This is a genomic window from Massilia agri, from assembly GCF_024753255.1.
GTDB lineage: Bacteria > Pseudomonadota > Gammaproteobacteria > Burkholderiales > Burkholderiaceae_D > Telluria > Telluria agri.
The window spans coordinates 1-16648 of sequence record NZ_JANUHA010000033.1; the positions used below are offsets into that span (position 1 = coordinate 1).

15 protein-coding genes and 1 riboswitch are annotated in these 16648 nt (G+C 68.1%); of the genes, 13 read left to right on the top strand and 2 right to left on the bottom strand.

All coding sequences use genetic code 11. The annotated features are described in order from the left end of the window. Nucleotides 1-271: 271 nt before the first annotated feature. The 13 genes from cobT to NX780_RS24730 all read left to right on the top strand — a co-directional run bounded on the left by cobT (nt 272) and on the right by NX780_RS24730 (nt 13353). Complete coding sequence (gene cobT, locus NX780_RS24670; RefSeq protein WP_258830537.1) at nt 272-1306, top strand: nicotinate-nucleotide--dimethylbenzimidazole phosphoribosyltransferase; 1035 nt, start codon at nt 272-274, stop codon at nt 1304-1306. Nucleotide 1307: 1 nt separating this feature from the next. After that, entirely contained in the window at nt 1308-2072 is a 765-nt protein-coding gene (locus NX780_RS24675) for an adenosylcobinamide-GDP ribazoletransferase (RefSeq protein ID WP_258830538.1), read from the top strand. A 7-nt stretch (nt 2073-2079) separates the two neighbouring features. Continuing rightward, nucleotides 2080-2622 (top strand): alpha-ribazole phosphatase family protein, encoded by a 543-nt coding sequence (cobC, locus tag NX780_RS24680; protein WP_258830539.1) that lies wholly within the window; start codon nt 2080-2082, stop codon nt 2620-2622. A gap of 20 nt (nt 2623-2642) precedes the next feature. Continuing rightward, a riboswitch (cobalamin riboswitch) is annotated at nt 2643-2870 on the top strand. Nucleotides 2871-2938: 68 nt separating this feature from the next. Further along, nucleotides 2939-4774: a TonB-dependent receptor domain-containing protein gene (locus NX780_RS24685; protein WP_258830540.1), complete on the top strand. Its 1836-nt coding sequence runs from the start codon at nt 2939-2941 to the stop codon at nt 4772-4774. 26 nt (nt 4775-4800) lie between these two features. Next, a complete protein-coding gene (locus tag NX780_RS24690) occupies nt 4801-5823 on the top strand; it encodes a FecCD family ABC transporter permease (RefSeq protein WP_258830541.1) in 1023 nt (340 codons plus the stop codon). Nucleotides 5824-5831: 8 nt separating this feature from the next. Then, a complete protein-coding gene (locus tag NX780_RS24695) occupies nt 5832-6605 on the top strand; it encodes an ABC transporter ATP-binding protein (protein WP_258830542.1) in 774 nt (257 codons plus the stop codon). Then, a complete protein-coding gene (gene cobO, locus NX780_RS24700) occupies nt 6602-7228 on the top strand; it encodes a cob(I)yrinic acid a,c-diamide adenosyltransferase (RefSeq protein WP_258830543.1) in 627 nt (208 codons plus the stop codon). The genes NX780_RS24695 and cobO overlap by 4 nt, the downstream gene beginning before the upstream one ends. Next, on the top strand, nt 7228-8538 hold the full coding sequence (locus NX780_RS24705) for a cobyrinic acid a,c-diamide synthase CobB (protein ID WP_258830544.1): 1311 nt from the start codon (nt 7228-7230) through the stop codon (nt 8536-8538). Before cobO ends, NX780_RS24705 begins: the two co-directional genes overlap by 1 nt. Continuing rightward, nucleotides 8535-9095, top strand: coding sequence for a bifunctional adenosylcobinamide kinase/adenosylcobinamide-phosphate guanylyltransferase (gene cobU, locus NX780_RS24710; RefSeq protein ID WP_258830545.1), 561 nt, complete (start codon nt 8535-8537; stop codon nt 9093-9095). The genes NX780_RS24705 and cobU overlap by 4 nt, the downstream gene beginning before the upstream one ends. After that, complete coding sequence (cbiB, locus tag NX780_RS24715) at nt 9089-10033, top strand: adenosylcobinamide-phosphate synthase CbiB (protein ID WP_258830546.1); 945 nt, start codon at nt 9089-9091, stop codon at nt 10031-10033. Before cobU ends, cbiB begins: the two co-directional genes overlap by 7 nt. Next, nucleotides 10026-11006, top strand: coding sequence for a threonine-phosphate decarboxylase CobD (cobD, locus tag NX780_RS24720; RefSeq protein WP_258830547.1), 981 nt, complete (start codon nt 10026-10028; stop codon nt 11004-11006). Before cbiB ends, cobD begins: the two co-directional genes overlap by 8 nt. After that, complete coding sequence (locus NX780_RS24725; protein WP_258830548.1) at nt 11003-11881, top strand: cobalamin-binding protein; 879 nt, start codon at nt 11003-11005, stop codon at nt 11879-11881. Before cobD ends, NX780_RS24725 begins: the two co-directional genes overlap by 4 nt. Further along, entirely contained in the window at nt 11878-13353 is a 1476-nt protein-coding gene (locus tag NX780_RS24730; protein ID WP_258830549.1) for a cobyric acid synthase, read from the top strand. Before NX780_RS24725 ends, NX780_RS24730 begins: the two co-directional genes overlap by 4 nt. Here NX780_RS24730 and NX780_RS24735 read toward each other — a convergent pair. Further along, nucleotides 13347-14654, bottom strand: coding sequence for a metallophosphoesterase (locus NX780_RS24735; RefSeq protein ID WP_258830550.1), 1308 nt, complete (start codon nt 14652-14654; stop codon nt 13347-13349). The two genes, NX780_RS24730 and NX780_RS24735, sit on opposite strands and share 7 nt — an antisense overlap. Before the next feature lie 134 nt (nt 14655-14788). Beyond that, nucleotides 14789-16492: a hypothetical protein gene (locus tag NX780_RS24740; RefSeq protein ID WP_258830551.1), complete on the bottom strand. Its 1704-nt coding sequence runs from the start codon at nt 16490-16492 to the stop codon at nt 14789-14791. Nucleotides 16493-16648 lie beyond the last annotated feature (156 nt).

Consider the following 16648-nt stretch of genomic DNA (forward strand, 5'->3'; position numbering starts at 1 on the left):
TCAAACGCCCACACTTATCGACTGTTGATTGTTAAAGATCGTTGTTCTGTACTACCTTGCTGCACCGTGCGAAGCGTTGTGTTCGTCAGCAGCAGAGAAGCGAGATTATGCGGTGTTTTGCGTTCATCGTCAAGCCCCTCTTTTCCTTCGCTGTCGCTGCCTTGAAAGCTGCGCCGGCGTCGGAAGACCGAGACTATAGCAAACGGCGAAGCGACTTACAACGCTTGCGACTATGCTATCGTCGCGTTTTTTCCACCTTATCTTCCCGGCAATGCAGATCCCCTTCATCGCTCCGACCGCAGACGCGGCCCTATCGCAAATCCTGCAGGACGCCATCAATAACAAGACGAAGCCGCTGGGTAGCCTGGGACGCCTGGAAGAGCTTGCCGCACAACTCGGCCTGATCCAGCGCTCGACAAGGATCAGCATCGAACAGCCTGCCATCCTGGTGTTCGCGGGCGACCATGGCGTGGTGGCGGAAGGCGTCTCGGCCTACCCGCAAGACGTGACCTGGCAGATGGTGGAGAACTTCCTGGCGGACGGCGCCGCCATCAATGTGTTCGCGCGCCAGAACGGCTGCGCCCTGCACGTCATCGATGCCGGCGTGAACCACGACTTCGGCCCGCGTGCCGGCCTGGTCGACCGCAAGGTGGCCCGCGGCACCCGCAACTTCGCCCTGGAGGCCGCGATGTCGCCACAGGAACTGGATACCGCGCTCGAACACGGCATGGCCCTGGTGCGCGACCTATCGGGCAACGTCGTCGGTTTCGGCGAGATGGGCATCGGGAATACCACCGCGGCCGCGGCCCTCATGCACAAGCTCACCAGGCTGCCGCTGTCCCAGTGCGTGGGCGCCGGCACGGGCCTGTCGAGCGAGGGCATCGCGCGCAAGCAGCAGGTCATCGCCGCCGCCATCAATAAGCATGCAGGCGCCGCCTCGCCGCTCGAGGTACTGGCCACCTTCGGCGGCTTCGAGATCGCCATGATGGTCGGCGCCATGCTGAAAGCAGCAGAGCAGCGCAAGGTGCTGCTCATCGACGGCTTCATTGTCACCAGCGCCTTGCTGGTCGCGGTGCGCCTGCAGCCGGCCATTCTCGACTACTGCGTGTTCGCCCACTGCTCGGACGAGAACGGCCACCGCATGATGCTCGAGAACCTGGGCGCCCGTCCGCTGCTGAATCTCGGCCTGCGTCTGGGCGAAGGCACCGGCAGCGCGCTCGCCCTGCCCCTGCTGCATGCGGCCGCGAACTTCGTGAACGAGATGGCCACCTTCGCATCGGCCTCGGTCAGTACCAGCGACCAGTAAGATGCAGCAACTGCGCCTGTTCTTCGTCGCCCTGCAGTTCTTCACGCGCCTGCCGATCCCGCGCTGGGTCGGCTTCGAGCAGGACTGGCTGCACCAGGCCTCACGCTACTTCCCGCTCGTCGGCGTCGTCGTGGGCGCGATCGGCGCCGCCGTCTACGCGGCCTGCGCCCTCGTGCTGCCGGCGCCAGTGGCCGCCGTGCTCTCGACCGCGGCCACCATCTACATCACCGGCGCTTTCCACGAAGACGGCTTCGCCGACACCTGCGACGGTCTCGGCGGCGGCATGACGCGCGAGCGCGTGCTGGAGATCATGAAGGACTCGCGCGTCGGCGCCTACGGTGCGATCGGCGTCGTGTGCATGCTGGGCACGAAAGTGACGGCGCTTGCGACGCTGCCCTTGACCGGCGCCATCGGCGCCCTGCTGCTGGCCCACCCGCTGTCGCGCCTGTGCGCGACCTCGCTCATCTGGCGCATGGAATACGCGCGCGCGGAAGGCAAGGCCAAGCCGCTGGCCGAACGCATGTCCACCGCCGAGTTCTGCATCGCCCTGCTGACGGTCACCCTGGCCGCGGCCCTGCTGCTCGCAGGCGGCCTGCTCTCCGCCCAAGCCTTGCTCGCCGCACTGCTGGCCTGCGTGATCGCCACCTGGTGGCTGGCCCGCAAATTCAGCCGCCGCATCGGTGGCTACACCGGCGATTGCCTGGGCGCCGTGCAGCAACTGGCGGAAGCGGTCGCCTACATCGCCATCCTGGCCACGCTCGGGTAGGCGGCACATGGAGCTGGTCCTCGTCCGCCATCCGCAGCCCGAAGTCGCCCCCGGCATCTGCTATGGCCGCAGCGACGTCGCCGCCTCGCCCTCCGCGATCGCCGCCGTCTCCCAGGGCCTGCGTGAAGCCGGACTGCCCGGCGACCTGCCTGTCTTCGCCAGCCCGCTCAGGCGCTGCGCCGAGCTCTCGGCGCAGCTGGGCGCGCCCGTCACCTTCGACGCGCGCCTGGCCGAGATGGACTTCGGCGCCTGGGAGATGCAGACCTGGGACGCCATTCCGCGCGCCGAGGTGGATGCCTGGAGTGCCGACCTCCTGCACTATCGCCCCGGCGGCGGCGAGAGCGTCTTGGACGTCGCCCGCCGCGTGGCCGCATTCTTCGATGCGCTGCGCCAGGCGGATCACCCGCGCGCCCTGCTCGTCTGCCATGCCGGCAGCATGCGGCTGCTCGCCGCCCTCCACGCCGGCGGCAGCATCGAAGAGGCGGCACTACGCGCAGCCTCCGAGGCGCACCGCATCGACTACGGCGGCATCATCGTGCTGAAGGACTGACAACACTGCGCCGCGCTCACGTATAATGTCGGCGTTTTGGTGCTCGCGCCTGTGTTCACAGGTGCAGTTAAACGGGAAACACGAAGCCCTTCACAGGGCCAAGGTGTGCTGCCCCCGCAACGGTAAGCAAGTGCCGCGTCAGATAGATACGCGGCAAACCGTCTTCCATGACCACTGTGCGATTCGCATGGGAAGGTCGGACGGCCATACTTGCCAGCCCGGATACCGGCCAAAAGGTGGAAGCGTGGCCATGCCGCGCTTCTGTTCAATCTGGCCTACGGGGACGTCGGCTGGTTGTCCTTGACGTGAACATTTCATGAATTTTCCTGTAACACGGCTGGCGGCTGCGTGCTCGCTCGCATTCGTCTTCACTCTACCCTCTTTCGCCCAGACCACCGCCGACACGGTCGTCGTCACCGCCAACCGCATGCCGCAGCGCGCGCATGACCTGATCGCCGACACCACCGTCATCCACGCCGAAGAGATCGCACGCTCCGGCGCCGGCTCGGTGGCCGACATCCTGCAGCGCCAGCGCGGCATCGAGATCACCCGCAACGGCGGCCCGGGCGCCTCCACCGATGTCTACCTGCGCGGCTCCAACGCCAACCAGGTCGTGGTCCTGCTCGATGGCGTGCGCGTCGGCTCCTCGACCAGCGGCACCGCGGCCTGGAACGCGATCCCCCTGTCCGCCATCGAGCGCATCGAGATCGTCTATGGTCCGCTGACGACGCTGTACGGCGCCGACGCGATCGGCGGCGTCATCCAGGTCTTCACGCGCAAGGGTGAAGGCGGCCCGGTCGTCACCGCCTCGCTCGGCGCCGGCAGCAATGCCACGCGCGCGGCCGCCAGCACCGTCTCCGGTTCGGGCGGCGGCTTGCGCTATGCCTTCACCGCCGGCTACGAGGATGCCGACGGCTTCTCGTCCACCCGGCCGGGCGCTTCCGGCTTCAACCCCGACGAAGACGGCTACCGCCGCCGCAGCGCCAACGGCCAGCTGTCCTATACCGTGACCCCTGGGCTGGAGGTAGGCGCCCAGCTCCTGCACAGCGCCCTGCGCGCGCAGTACGACAGCGGCGCCGGCAGCTACGACACGCACAACGAGCAGGAACTCAATACGGCCGCCGTCCATGCGAGCAGCCGGGTCAGCGCCAACTGGCGCAGCACCCTGCAGTACGCGGCTTCACGGGACCAGCTGGGCAGTTTCACCAACGCCACCGCCTCAGGCCGAAGCCAGATCGAAACCCGCCAGGACGAGCTGACCTGGCAGAACGCCATCGCCATCGGCCCCGACACCCTGCAGCTGCTCTACAGCCACCGCAAGGAAGACGTCGAGTCCAGCACCAGCCGCGCCTTGACCCGCGCGCGGATCACCAACGCCTATGCGGCCGCCTACTCGGCCCGGCGCGGCGCCCACCTGCTCGACCTGAGCGCCCGCCATGACCGCTCGGTCTACGGCAACAGGAATACGGGCGCCGCCGGCTACGGCCATGACTTCGGCAACGGCCTGCGCGCGACCGCCAGCATCGGCACCAGCTTCCGCGCACCGACCTTCAACGAACTGTACTACCCCGGCTACGGCCTGGAGACCAACAAGCCCGAGAAGGGCCGCAACCGCGAAGCCGGCCTGCACTACGATGCCGGTCGCGTGCAGCTCGATGCGAGCTACTACCGCAACCGCCTGACCGACATGATCGTCTCGAGCACGCCGTGCCCGGGCACCGGCATCGGCAGCTGCGCCTATAACGTCAACGAGGCCAAGCTGGAGGGCGTCACGCTGGCGGCCCAGACCCGTCTCGCGGCGATCAATCTGCGCGGCAGCCTGGACTGGCAGGACCCGACGGACGAAACCACCGGCAAGCAGCTGCTGCGCCGTTCGAAGAAGCATGCCAAGTTCGCTGCCGACACCAGCTTCGGTCCCGTCAAGACGGGCATGGAACTGCAGCTGTCCGGCAAGCGTTTCAACGACGCCGCCAACCTGCGTCCGCTGGGCGGCTATGGCCTGCTCAACCTGTACACTAGCTGGCAGGTCACGCCCGACCTGTCGCTGCTGGTACGCCTCAACAACGTGACGGACAAGCAGTACGAGCTGGCGCGCTTCTACGGCACCAGCGGCCGCAGCTGGTTCGCCGCGCTGCGCTACGGCATCCGCTGACCGGGCGCACCACCAAGAGGAGACGCATGCATCACCCAGCCTTCCCGCTCCGCCAGCGCGCCACGCTCGTCATCGGCGTGCTGCTGCTGTGCGCCATCGCCAGCCTGCTGTTCGCCGGCATGACGGGCTCGATTTCCGTTCCGCTGGCGGACGTGCCCGACGCCCTGCGCCAGCTGGCGCGCGGAGAAAGCGGCACCCTGGCCGCCTCGCTGATCGAGCTGCGCGCCAGCCGCGCCCTGACTGCTTTTGTCACCGGCGGCGCGCTCGCCCTGGCGGGGGTGATGATGCAGGCGCTCCTGCGCAACCCGCTGGCCGACCCCTATGTGCTCGGGATCTCGGCCGGCGCCTCGGTCGGCGCGCTGTTCGCGCTGCTCATGATGGCAACCGCCTTCATTGTCGACATGGCCGCGCTCGGCGGCGCGGTCGGGGTATCGATGCTGCTCTACCTGCTGGCCCGGCGCGACATGCGCGGCGGCCTGGCTGTCGAAGGAGGCACCTCGATGCTGCTGCTGACCGGCGTGATCCTGTCCTCGGCCTGCATGGCCCTGATCACCCTGATGCTGTCGATCGCGCCGGAAGGCAGGCTGCGCAGCATGATCTTCTGGATGATCGGCGACCTCGCCGGCGCGCCGCTTCGCCTGGCGCCCTGGATCGTGCTGGGCGCCGCCCTGCTGTACGCACTGCGCAGCGCGCGCGCCATGAACGTGGTCGCGCTGCACGCGGAAGCGGCCGCCACGCTGGGCATCCGCGTCGGCCGCCTGCGCAAGGGACTGTTCTTCGTCTCCGGCGTGTTGACCGCCAGCGCCGTGACCAGCGCCGGCTCGGTCGGCTTCGTCGGCCTCATCATCCCGCATGCCTGCCGCTTCGCCTTCGGCCCCGACCACCGGGTCCTGATCCCGTCGGCGGTGCTGGCGGGCGGCGGCTTCCTGGTGCTGTGCGATACGCTGGCGCGCACCGTCATCGCACCGCAGCAGCTGCCGGTGGGCGCGATCACGGCGATCATCGGCGCGCCGGTATTCCTCTATCAACTGCACCGGCTGAGGAAGTGACAAGCAATATGATCAGAGCCGAACAACTCGACCTGCGGCTAGGCAGCCGCACCCTGGTACGGCAGCTCGACTGGGCGGCGCGTCCGGGTGAATGCTGGAGCATCATCGGCCGCAACGGCGCCGGCAAGAGTACCCTGCTGCGCACGCTCGCCGGCCTGCACCGCCCCGATGCCGGCGCCGTCCATGTCGGCGGCCGCGCGCTCGACCAGTGGCCGCCCGAAGAACTGGCGCGCCAGCGCGCCTTCCTGGCGCAGTCGCGCCACGACGCTTTCTCCTACAGCGTGATCGAAACCGTGCTGTCGGCGCGCCACCCCTACCACGCGAACCGCTACTGGGAAGGCAGCGACGACCACCAGGCCGCGATGAAGGCGCTCGCCTCGATGGAAGTCGCCGACCTGGCCGCGCGTGACGTGCGCACCCTGTCCGGCGGCGAGCGCCAGCGGGTGGCGATCGCGGCGCTGCTGGCCCAGGACACCCAGTTGCTGCTGCTGGACGAGCCGGCCAACGCACTCGACCTGGCGCACCAGGTCAGCGTCATGGGCCTGCTGGCCCGTCTCTGCCGCGAACAGGGCAAGACCGTGGTCATGATCGGGCACGACCTGAACCTGGCCTACCGCATCTCCACCCACGCGCTGCTGCTCATGGGCGACGGCCGCTGGCAGGCCGGCCCCATCGGGGAAACCATGCAGCCCGCCCTGCTGGGCGACTACCTCGGCCACCCGATCGACATGCTCGAGCACGGCGGCCGCCGCATCTTTCTTCCGCACGAGGCCACCACATGAACGAGATGAATCCCACCGAGATCGACGCGCTGAACGAGCGCCACCGCCAGCGCATGGAGCGCAAGAAGGCCGTCATCGACGCAAAAATAGCCGCCGCCGACAAGGAAATCGGCATCATCATCGTCAATACGGGCAATGGCAAGGGCAAGAGCTCGAGCGCCTTCGGCATGGTGACCCGGGCGCTGGGCCATGGCATGAAGGTCGGCGTGGTCCAGTTCATCAAGGGCGCGATGTCGACGGGCGAGGAAAAATTCCTGCGCCGCTTCCCGGACGAAGTCAGCTTCCACGCCATGGGCGAAGGCTATACCTGGGAGACCCAGGACCGCGAGCGCGACATCGCCAAGGCGAGCGAAGCATGGGAGCAGGCCCGGGCTTTTCTCCGCGACCCTGCGTACGGCATGGTCGTGCTGGACGAACTGAACATCGCCCTGAAGTACAAATACCTGGACGTGCACACCGTGATCGCCGACCTGCTCGACCGCCCCGTGATGCAGCACGTGGTGGTCACCGGCCGCGCCGCGCCGCCGGAACTGGTCGCGGTGGCCGATACGGTCACCGAAATGAACGTGGTCAAGCACGCCTTCAAGGCAGGCATCGCGGCGCAGGCCGGGACGGAGTGGTGATGAGCGACGAGAGCCGCGACAGCGGGGCACGCGCCGTACTCGTCGCGGCAATGGCGTCCGGCCAGGGCAAGACCAGCGTCACCGCCGCGCTCGCGCGCAAGCTGGTGCGCCGGGGCCAGCGCGTGCGTGTCTTCAAGTGCGGACCGGACTTCATCGACCCCATGCTGCTCGAACGCGCATCCGGCGCGCCGGTGCACACGCTCGACCTGTGGATGGTCGGGGTGGACGAATGCCGGCGCCGCCTGCACGATGCGGCGCGCGAGGCCGACGCCATCCTCGTCGAGGGCGTGATGGGCCTGTACGACGGCTCGCCTTCCGCGGCCGACCTGTCGCGCGAGTTCGGCATTCCCGTGCTCGCGGTGATCGACGCGTCCGCGATGGCGCAGACCGCGGGTGCGGTGGCGCGCGGGCTGCGCGACTACGGCCCGGTGGACATGGCCGGCGTGCTCGCCAACCGCATTGCCAGCGAGGGCCACGCGAAGATGGTGGCTTCCTCGCTGCGCGATATCCCGCTGCTCGGCTGGCTGGCGCGCCAGGATACCCCGCTGCCGGAACGCCACCTGGGGCTGGTGCTGCCGGGCGAGGTCGACGGCCTGGAGGCCCTGCTCGACAAGCTGGCGGACGGCCTGCACTTCGACGAGGACGCCTGGCAGGCCCTGCCCCTGCTCAGCCAATCGGCGCCCGCGTGGGAGGACGTTCCTCCTCTCCTCGCAGGCCGCACCATCGCCATCGCGCGCGATGCCGCCTTCTGCTTCCTCTACCCGGCCAATCTCGATCTGCTGCAGAAGATGGGTGCGCACCTGGCGTACTTCTCACCACTGAAGGACGAGGCGGTGCCGCCTGATGCGGATGCGGTCTTCCTTCCCGGCGGCTATCCGGAACTGCATTGCGCGACCCTGGCCGGCGCCGCGCACTGGCAGGATGGCATCCGCGCGGCGCATGCGAAAGGTCTGCCGATCGTCGCCGAGTGCGGCGGCATGATGGCGGTGGCCGATGCCATCACCGACAAGGAAGGCCAGCGCTGGCCGATGGCGGGGCTGCTGCCGGGCGAGGTGAAGATGCAGGCGCGCCTGGCCGGCCTGGGTGCGCAGGCGATGCAGACGCCGCAGGGCCCGCTGCGCGGCCACACCTTCCATTACTCCCGGCTCGAGACAGGGGCCACGCCGCTGTCGCACACGGTCAAGACCAGCACCGGCGGCGAAGGCGAGGCCGTGTTCCGGATCGGATCGCTCAGCGCCTCTTACTTCCACGCCTACTTCCCCTCGAATCCCCTGGCCGTCGCCGCGCTGTTCGGCGCAAGCGCCGCATGAGCGCCACCTTGGTGCTGGGCGGCGCGCGCTCGGGAAAAAGCGCGTATGCCGAGCGTCTCGCGCTGGAATCGGGCAAGGAGGTCGTCTACCTGGCCACCTCGCGCGCGGGTGACGCCGAGATGACCGCCCGCATCGCGCACCATCGCGAACGGCGCCCGGCGCACTGGCAGACCGTCGAGGAAGAACTGGCCCTTGCGGCCAGCCTGCGCGCCTGCTCGGCCCCGAACCGCATCGTGCTGGTCGACTGCCTGACGCTCTGGCTGAGCAACCTGCTGTTCTGCGACGGCAGGGAGTGGCCCGACGTCGGCGCGGTCACGCTGCCGGAGCGCTTCCATGCAGAGCGTGCGGCATTGCTGGAGCTGCTGGACGGCGGCGCGCCGGGTGACATCGTCTTCGTCTCGAACGAGGTCGGCATGGGCATCGTGCCCTGGGGCGCGGTATCGCGCTGCTTCGCCGACGAGGCGGGACGGCTGAACCAGGACGTGGCCGCACGGGCCGAGCGCGTCGTCTTCGTGGCGGCCGGCCTGCCGCTGGTCCTGAAAGGATCACCATGCTGAGCGGCCTCGCCCTGCCGGAACTGGCTGCGCTGCTGGTGGCCGGCGTGCTGCTCGACCTGCTGCTCGGCGAAGCGCGCCGCTGGCATCCGCTGGTCGGTTTCGGGAACCTGGCCAAGGCCATCGAAGCACGCCTGAACCGGGGCGGAAGGCGCTTTTCGCGAGGCCTGCTGGGCTGGGCCATCGCCGTCCTGCCTTTGAGCCTGCTGGCCTGGGTGGGAACGCAGCACGCAGGATATTTGCTGCACGTGCTGCTGCTCTACGCCTGCATCGGCCTGCGCAGCCTGCGCGAACACACCATGCCGATCGTCGACGCCCTGCGCGCGGGAGATCTGGCCACGGCCCGCACCCGCACCTCCTGGATCGTCAGCCGCGACACCCGCGAAGCGCAGGAGCCGGAACTGGCCAAGGCCGGCGCCGAGTCGCTGCTGGAGAACGGCAACGACGCCGTGTTCGGCACCCTGTTCTGGTTCCTGGTGGCGGGCGGCCCGGGCGCGCTGCTGTTCCGCCTGGCGAACACGCTCGACGCCATGTGGGGCTACCGCAACGAGCGCTTCAATCTATTCGGCCGGGCGGCGGCGCGCATCGACGATGCGCTGAACTATGTTCCCGCGCGGCTCACCGCCCTCTCTTATGTCGTGCTTGCGGGTGCGGCCGGCGGGCGCGCCTGGCGCTGCTGGCGCACCCAGGCGCCGGCCTGGAGCAGTCCGAACGCGGGGCCGGTGATGGCCAGCGGCGCCGGCGCGCTCGGCGTGTCGCTGGGCGGCGCGGCGGTCTACGACGGCCAGCTGGAACAGCGCCCGCCGCTGGGCGAGGGCCCGCCGGCATCCAGCGCCGACATCGTGCGCGCCTGGCGCCTGGTGCTGGGCACCACCCTGCTGTGGCTGTGCCTGGCCTGCGCCGCGGCCCTGCTCCTCTCATTGTGGACGCACCATGCTTGAACACGGCGGCAATCTGCGCGACGCGGCGCGCCACTACGGCCGCGAGGACTGGATCGATCTCTCGACCGGCATCAATCCGCGGGGCTATCCGGCGCCGGCGCTGCCGCCTGACGCCTGGCACCGCCTGCCCGAGCCGGACCCGGGCCTGGTCGCCGCCGCCTGCGCCTGGTACGGCGCACCCGACCTGCTGCCCGTGGCCGGCACCCAGGCCGCCATCCAGGCGCTGCCGCGCCTGCGTCCACCATCGCGCGTCACCGTGTCGGCGCCCTCGTATGCGGAGCATGCGCACGCCTGGGGCAAACATGGCCACACGCTGCGCCTGTCCTCCTATGCGGCGCTCGCCTCAAGCATCGACGACAGCGACGTCGTCGTGGTGGTCAATCCCAACAATCCGACCGGCGAGACCGTCGCGCCCGAGCTGCTGCTCGACTGGGCAACTCGCCTGGCGGCGCGCGGCGGCTGGCTGGTGGTCGACGAGGCCTTCGGCGATACCGCCCCTGGCCTGTCCGTCGCCGCCGATGGCAGGCAGCCCGGCCTGATCGTGCTGCGCTCGGTCGGCAAATTCTTCGGCCTGGCCGGCCTGCGGCTGGGCTTCGTCGCTGCGCAGGCATCGACCCTGCAGGCGCTGGCCGAGCTGCTCGGCCCCTGGACCGTCAGCGGCCCGGCGCAATTCGTCGCCAAGGCCGCGCTCTCCGACAGCGCCTGGCAGCAGGCCACGGAGGCGCGCCTGGCCCGGGAGGGGCTGCGCATGCGCGCACTGCTGTGCGAGCACGGCATCGAGGCCTCCGGCACGCCGCTGTTCCACTGGTGGGCGCACAGCCAGCCGGAAGCGTTCCACGACCACCTGGCGCGCCATGGCATCTGGTGCCGCCTGTTCCGCGACGCCGCGCGCGGCATCCGGCTCGGGCTCCCGCCCGACGAGGCCGCATGGCGCCGCCTGCAGACCGCATTGCACACATGGAGTAATCGATGAAGAAGACGATGTACCTGGCGGCGCTCCTGGCTGCGCTCGCGGCGCCGGCATTTGGCGCGACCACCGTGCGTGACGACGGCGGCAACACCGTCACGCTGGACAAGCCGGCCACGCGCGTGATCTCGATGTCGCCGCACGTGACGGAACTGCTGTTCGCAGCCGGCGGCGGGAGCCGCATCGTCGGCGCCGTCAACTACAGCGACTATCCGGAAGCGGCGAAGAGCATCCCGCGCATCGGCTCGAACCGTGAAATCGACCTGGAACGCGTGATCGCGATGAGGCCCGACCTGATCGTGGCCTGGATGCACAATGCCTCCGAGCGGCAGATCGAGATGGTGCGCAAACTCGGCGTGCCGGTCTTCCTGAGCGATGCGCCGACCCTGGAAGGCATTCCCGAGAACGTGGTGCGCCTCGGCCAGCTGATGGGCACGGAGACGGTGGCGAATGCCGCGGCGCTTGAACTGCGCAAGCAGCTGGCCGGCCTGCGCAGCCGCTATGCGGGCCGCCCGGTCGTGCGCACCTTCTACCAGGTATGGGACAGGCCACTGTACACCCTCAGCGGCAAGCACATCATCACCGATGCGCTGCGCCTGTGCGGCGGCGAGAACATCTTCGAGAAGCTGACGGTCACCGCGCCCGTGGTCTCGGTCGAGAGCGTCCTGAAGGAAGACCCGGAAGCGATTTTCGGCACCGCCGAGAAGAACTACGGCGGCGTCAGCTTGTGGAAGCCTTATACCACCTTGACGGCGACGCGCAACGACAACCTGTTCACGGTCGACGGCGACCTGCTCAACCGTGCCGGGCCACGCATGATCTCGGGCACCGCCATCATGTGCGAAAAGCTCGAGCTGGCGCGCCGGCACCGCAAGCAATGAGCACCCTGCCCTTCCGCACCCTGATGGTCCAGGGCACGACCTCGGATGCGGGCAAGAGCACCGTGGTTGCCGCCCTGTGCCGGCTGCTTGCACAGCGCGGCGTCTCCGTGGCGCCCTTCAAGCCGCAGAACATGGCGCTCAACAGCGCGGTCACGCGGGACGGCGGCGAGATCGGCCGCGCCCAGGCACTGCAGGCGATCGCGGCGGGCATCGAGCCGCATACCGACATGAACCCGGTGCTGCTCAAGCCGTCCAGCGACACCGGGGCCCAGGTCATCATCCATGGCCGCGTGCGCGCCGAGATGAACGCGCGCGACTACCACCAGTACAAGACGGTCGCGATGGGGGCGGTGCTGGAATCCCATGCGCGGCTACTGGCGCAGTACGAGGCGGTCGTGGTCGAGGGCGCGGGCAGTCCGGCCGAAGTCAACCTGCGCGACCGCGACATCGCCAATATGGGCTTTGCGGAAAGCGTGGACTGCCCGGTGGTGCTCGTGGCCGACATCGACCGCGGCGGGGTGTTCGCCCACATCGTGGGCACCCTGGCCTGCCTGTCCGAGTCGGAACGCAATCGCATCGTCGGCTTCGTCATCAACCGCTTCCGGGGCGACATCGCCCTGCTCGAACCGGGACTGAGCTGGCTGGAAGCACAGACGGGCAAACCGGTGCTCGGCGTGCTGCCCTACCTGCACGGCCTCTACCTGGACGCCGAGGATGCGGTGCAGCCGGCGCAGTCGGGCGCGGGCGCTTTCCGCATCGTGGTCCCGAGCCTGCCGCGCATGAGCAACCATACCGACTTCGACGCCCTGCGTGCGCACCCGGACGTGGACCTGCGCTTCGTGCGCGCCGGTGAAGCCATTCCAGCGGCCGACCTCGTGATCCTCCCGGGGAGCAAGAACACCCGCGGCGACCTGGCCTGGCTGCAGGCCCGGGATTGGGCCCCATACCTGGCGCGGCACCTGCGCTATGGCGGCAAGGTGATCGGCATCTGCGGCGGCTTCCAGATGCTGGGCCGGAAGGTAGACGATCCGCACGGCGTGGAAGGCGCGCCCGGCAGCTCGGCCGGCCTGGGCCTGCTCGACATCGAGACCATACTCGCGGTTGACAAGCGGCTCGCGCTGCTGAAGGAGCGCGCGCTATTCCAGGGGGACGAAGAGATCGAACTGCGCGGCTACGAGATCCACATGGGAGTGTCCGCGGGACCCGCCTGCGCGCTGCCGGCGTTCCTCATCGGCGGACGCGGCGAAGGCGCGCGATCAGGCGACGGACAGGTGCTGGGCACCTACCTGCACGGCGTCTTCGACCATCCGAGCGCCTGCGCCGCGCTGCTGCGCTGGGCCGGCTTGCGCAGCGAGCGCGCCGTCGATACCGCGGCGCTGCGCGAAGCGAGCCTGGAGCGGGTCGCCGCCGCGACCGAAGCCACGTTCGAGCGGCTGATGGAGGTGTTAGGCGCCCAGGCGCGGGTTCAGTAAGGAACGGGGATGCGCGACAGCGCGTAGTGCGAGTCGAACAGCGCTTTCAGCATCGCCAGGTCGGCGCCGGCGAACAGGCTGAACGGCCGGGTCAGGCGGCGCTTCCCTTCTTCTTCGAGGCCCCGGGGCGTACCGGTGGAGACGACGGTCGGTTCGCCATTGCGTATCAGGAGGGCTTCCGGACGGGCCGTGTTGGTGTTGACGTCGACGGCCCACACTTTGCCGCCGTGGAAGGCGGTCACGCCGTCGACCAGGGTGTGTCCCACCACGATGCTGCTGGCGCCGAAATGCGCGAGCACGTCCTTGACCTGGGCCTCGGTCGCCAAGCCGTAGCGCTCGCCGCCGGCTTCAAAGTAGCCGCGGTACTGCGTCACGCCGGCCGGGCCGACGACGGCATCCAGCTCCGCCTTGCCCGGCATGTCTCCCAGCCAGTAGCGCCGCATCGCGCTGTTGAGGTTGTTGATGGTGAAGCCGGCATCGGCCACCAGCGGACTCACGCCGCCGTGCGTGATGACCGTCTTGCCGCTCTTGATGATCACCGGCTGCAGGCGCAGCCATTGGCCGATGACGGTGTCGGGGCCGAAGGCCGCCACTTGCCCGCCCATGCGCGACAGCGCGTGCAGGTGGTCGCGGTTCGCACGCGAGATGTTCCCGCGCAGCAGATACTGTTCATGGTTCCCGAGCACGAGGTGCACGGCGCCGCCGGCGTCCTGTGCCTGCAGGCTGAGCGCATACAGACGCCACAGCGTGGCGAATACGTCGCGTCCGCGATCGACCGCGTCGCCGTCGATCACCAGGTGGTTGCGGCCGTAGCGCCAGTTGCCCTCGGCGTCCGTGACCTCGAGCGACTTGAGCGCCGCATCGAGGAAGCGGACGTTGCCTTCGATATCGCTGATCACCAGGGTGTCCACCGGCGCGTCGAAGACGGCATCCGGCACCGTTGGCGTGCGCGAAATGGGGAAATGCCGGCGCTGGCCCGCGCAGTCGATCACCAGGTCGCCGTGGGTTCCCGTGCGCTGTTCCACCTTGTCCTCGCAATACCAGGTCGCTGCCCAGCGACCATCCTGATTCCTGCGCACGATGGGGCCGTCGAGGAAGCCCGGCATCTTTACCGCATCGCCCGTGCCGGCATAGGTATGGATGCCGATGCTCTTGGCGCCGATCGGGATCAGGAGACGCTTGTGGACGCCGGCATCGGTCAATTCGATATCGGCAGCCGACAGCGCGGCACCGATGAGAACGACGACCAGCGAAATGGCAATCAGGATGCCACGGAGGAGATAGGTGCGCGTCTTCTTCATCGTGATTCTGCGTAGGCAAGAAAGCAATGAGTGTAGCGTAGGCGTATTGATAATTGCTTGGCCGGGACCGCTTTTATGAACGGTGACTGTCAGATTATGCGGAGGGGATCGGACGCGGACATTCGGCAGCGATATCAGTGCACCAGTTCTCCCTGTTTCGACGCGCCGTGCGTGGCAAGCGCTTGAGGTTTTTTCCTGCGGCGCCACACGATGAACGTCCCCAGCAGCCCGCATGCGCCGATACCGATGCCGGCGATCGGCATCGGTATCGGAGACGGCTCTTCCTCCGCCACGCTTGACGGGTCGCGCAGCGTGTCCGGGAAGGGGCGCGGCTCGACCGGCACGATCTTCCAGTCCTTCTGGTCTTCCGGCACCCGGGCGCGGAATTCGTCGAAGGAGAACACCGGCGCCGAACCGGTGGCCCGGCTCGACGGAACTTGCGGGATGCGGACCAGGAAAATGGCCTCGACGTCGCTTCCGAGTTGCTGCTCGTACGGCGACAAGGCGCGCTGCACGGCGCCGCTTGCGCCGACGAGCTGCAGCAGGTCCAGGCCCATCGCCTCGAATGCGACCGCCGGCAGGAGCCGGGTCTGCTCCTCGTTCAGGTAATCGTAGATCTTGCGGCCGCTTTGCAGGCTGCCGTCCTTGGCGGCGACATAGGCATACGCGGCGAGCGACTTCACCGGCGCGGTCGGTCCGCGCTTCGGGATGTTCCAGCCGAGCGCATCGAATACGTCGACACTGATGCCGGCGCAGTTCGCGCTGGCGTGACGGTATTGGAAATCGTGGCGGTAGAAGTGATTGAAGACGCGCTGCACGCCGCCCTGGAAAGCCGCGGCGGTGCGGGTGTTGTTCAGCACGGCGACCAGCATGACGGACGGACGGTAATACTGCTGACCACTGTTCAGGTCCATCAAGTAGTTATCCATCGGGAGCGTGGCCGCGACGATGCCCTTTTCGCTAAAAGAGTCCAGGTTGTAGAAGTTATTGACGGCCCAGTTCGACCATTCGCCCCGGGCGCCGATGCGTCCGGTGGCGACAGCGAAATGCCCGCCGAGCGATTCGTCGTCGTCGCCCTGGGCGCCGTTCAGGATGAATCCGAGCACGGGCTTTTGTTTCCAGTCGCGCGGCTGGCCGGGATTGCGTTCCCACAGCAGACGCGTTTCGATGCCGCGCGCATCCTTGATGGGCTCGCGCACGAAGGCAGCCAGGTCCGACTGCTTTTGCAGAGGCTTGCTTGGCAAGGTGGCCGGCTGGAAGGCGAAGTCGCTGGGCCAGATGGTGCGCGCGACGAACACATCCTTGCCGTTTGCGCGCTCGAGCGCACCGCGGATACGTACTTCGCGGCCGCTGAGCCAGGCCGCGGTATCCCCGTTGGCATAGGAGAGATTGGTAGGGATCTTCGGAACGAGTTTGATGTCGAGTTCCGCCCCGGCGGAGGTGCGCACGCGCTGGGCGCCAGGCAGCATGATTGCGCCTTCGAGAATGCTCGGCGCACCGATCCAGACGACGGAGGGATGATCCAGTTTCCCTGCTTGCGGGGCCCAGTTCCTCACATCGGTTTTGCGGTCGACGCCGGGGGAGAAACCCGAGACCGAGGCCTTCGTTCCGGGGACGGCGATGGGCTCGGTTTCGAAATACCAAAGACTTTGCTTGGGAACCGTACAGTCGCTGCACTTCCCGGTGCGCATGCGAAAACTCTCGCCCGGCAACAGGCCGATGTATTCCGATTCCAGTGCACTTTTTACGCCGACGGGTGATACGGTCGGGACGTCGTCTGCAGCGCATGCGAACGTGGCAAACGCGGTGGCGGCAGCACCAAGGATTTTTCGGGCCATAAGGGAGACATCGCAGCCGGAGAGTTTGCAATCAGCCGATTATATCGAGCGGTTTTCCGGGAAAACTCACCGAAAATCGCGCGCAGCGATATCTCAAAAGCAGTAAAGGTTCGCAATGGAATCTGAATGCAAAAAACCCCACCAGGATCACCTGGT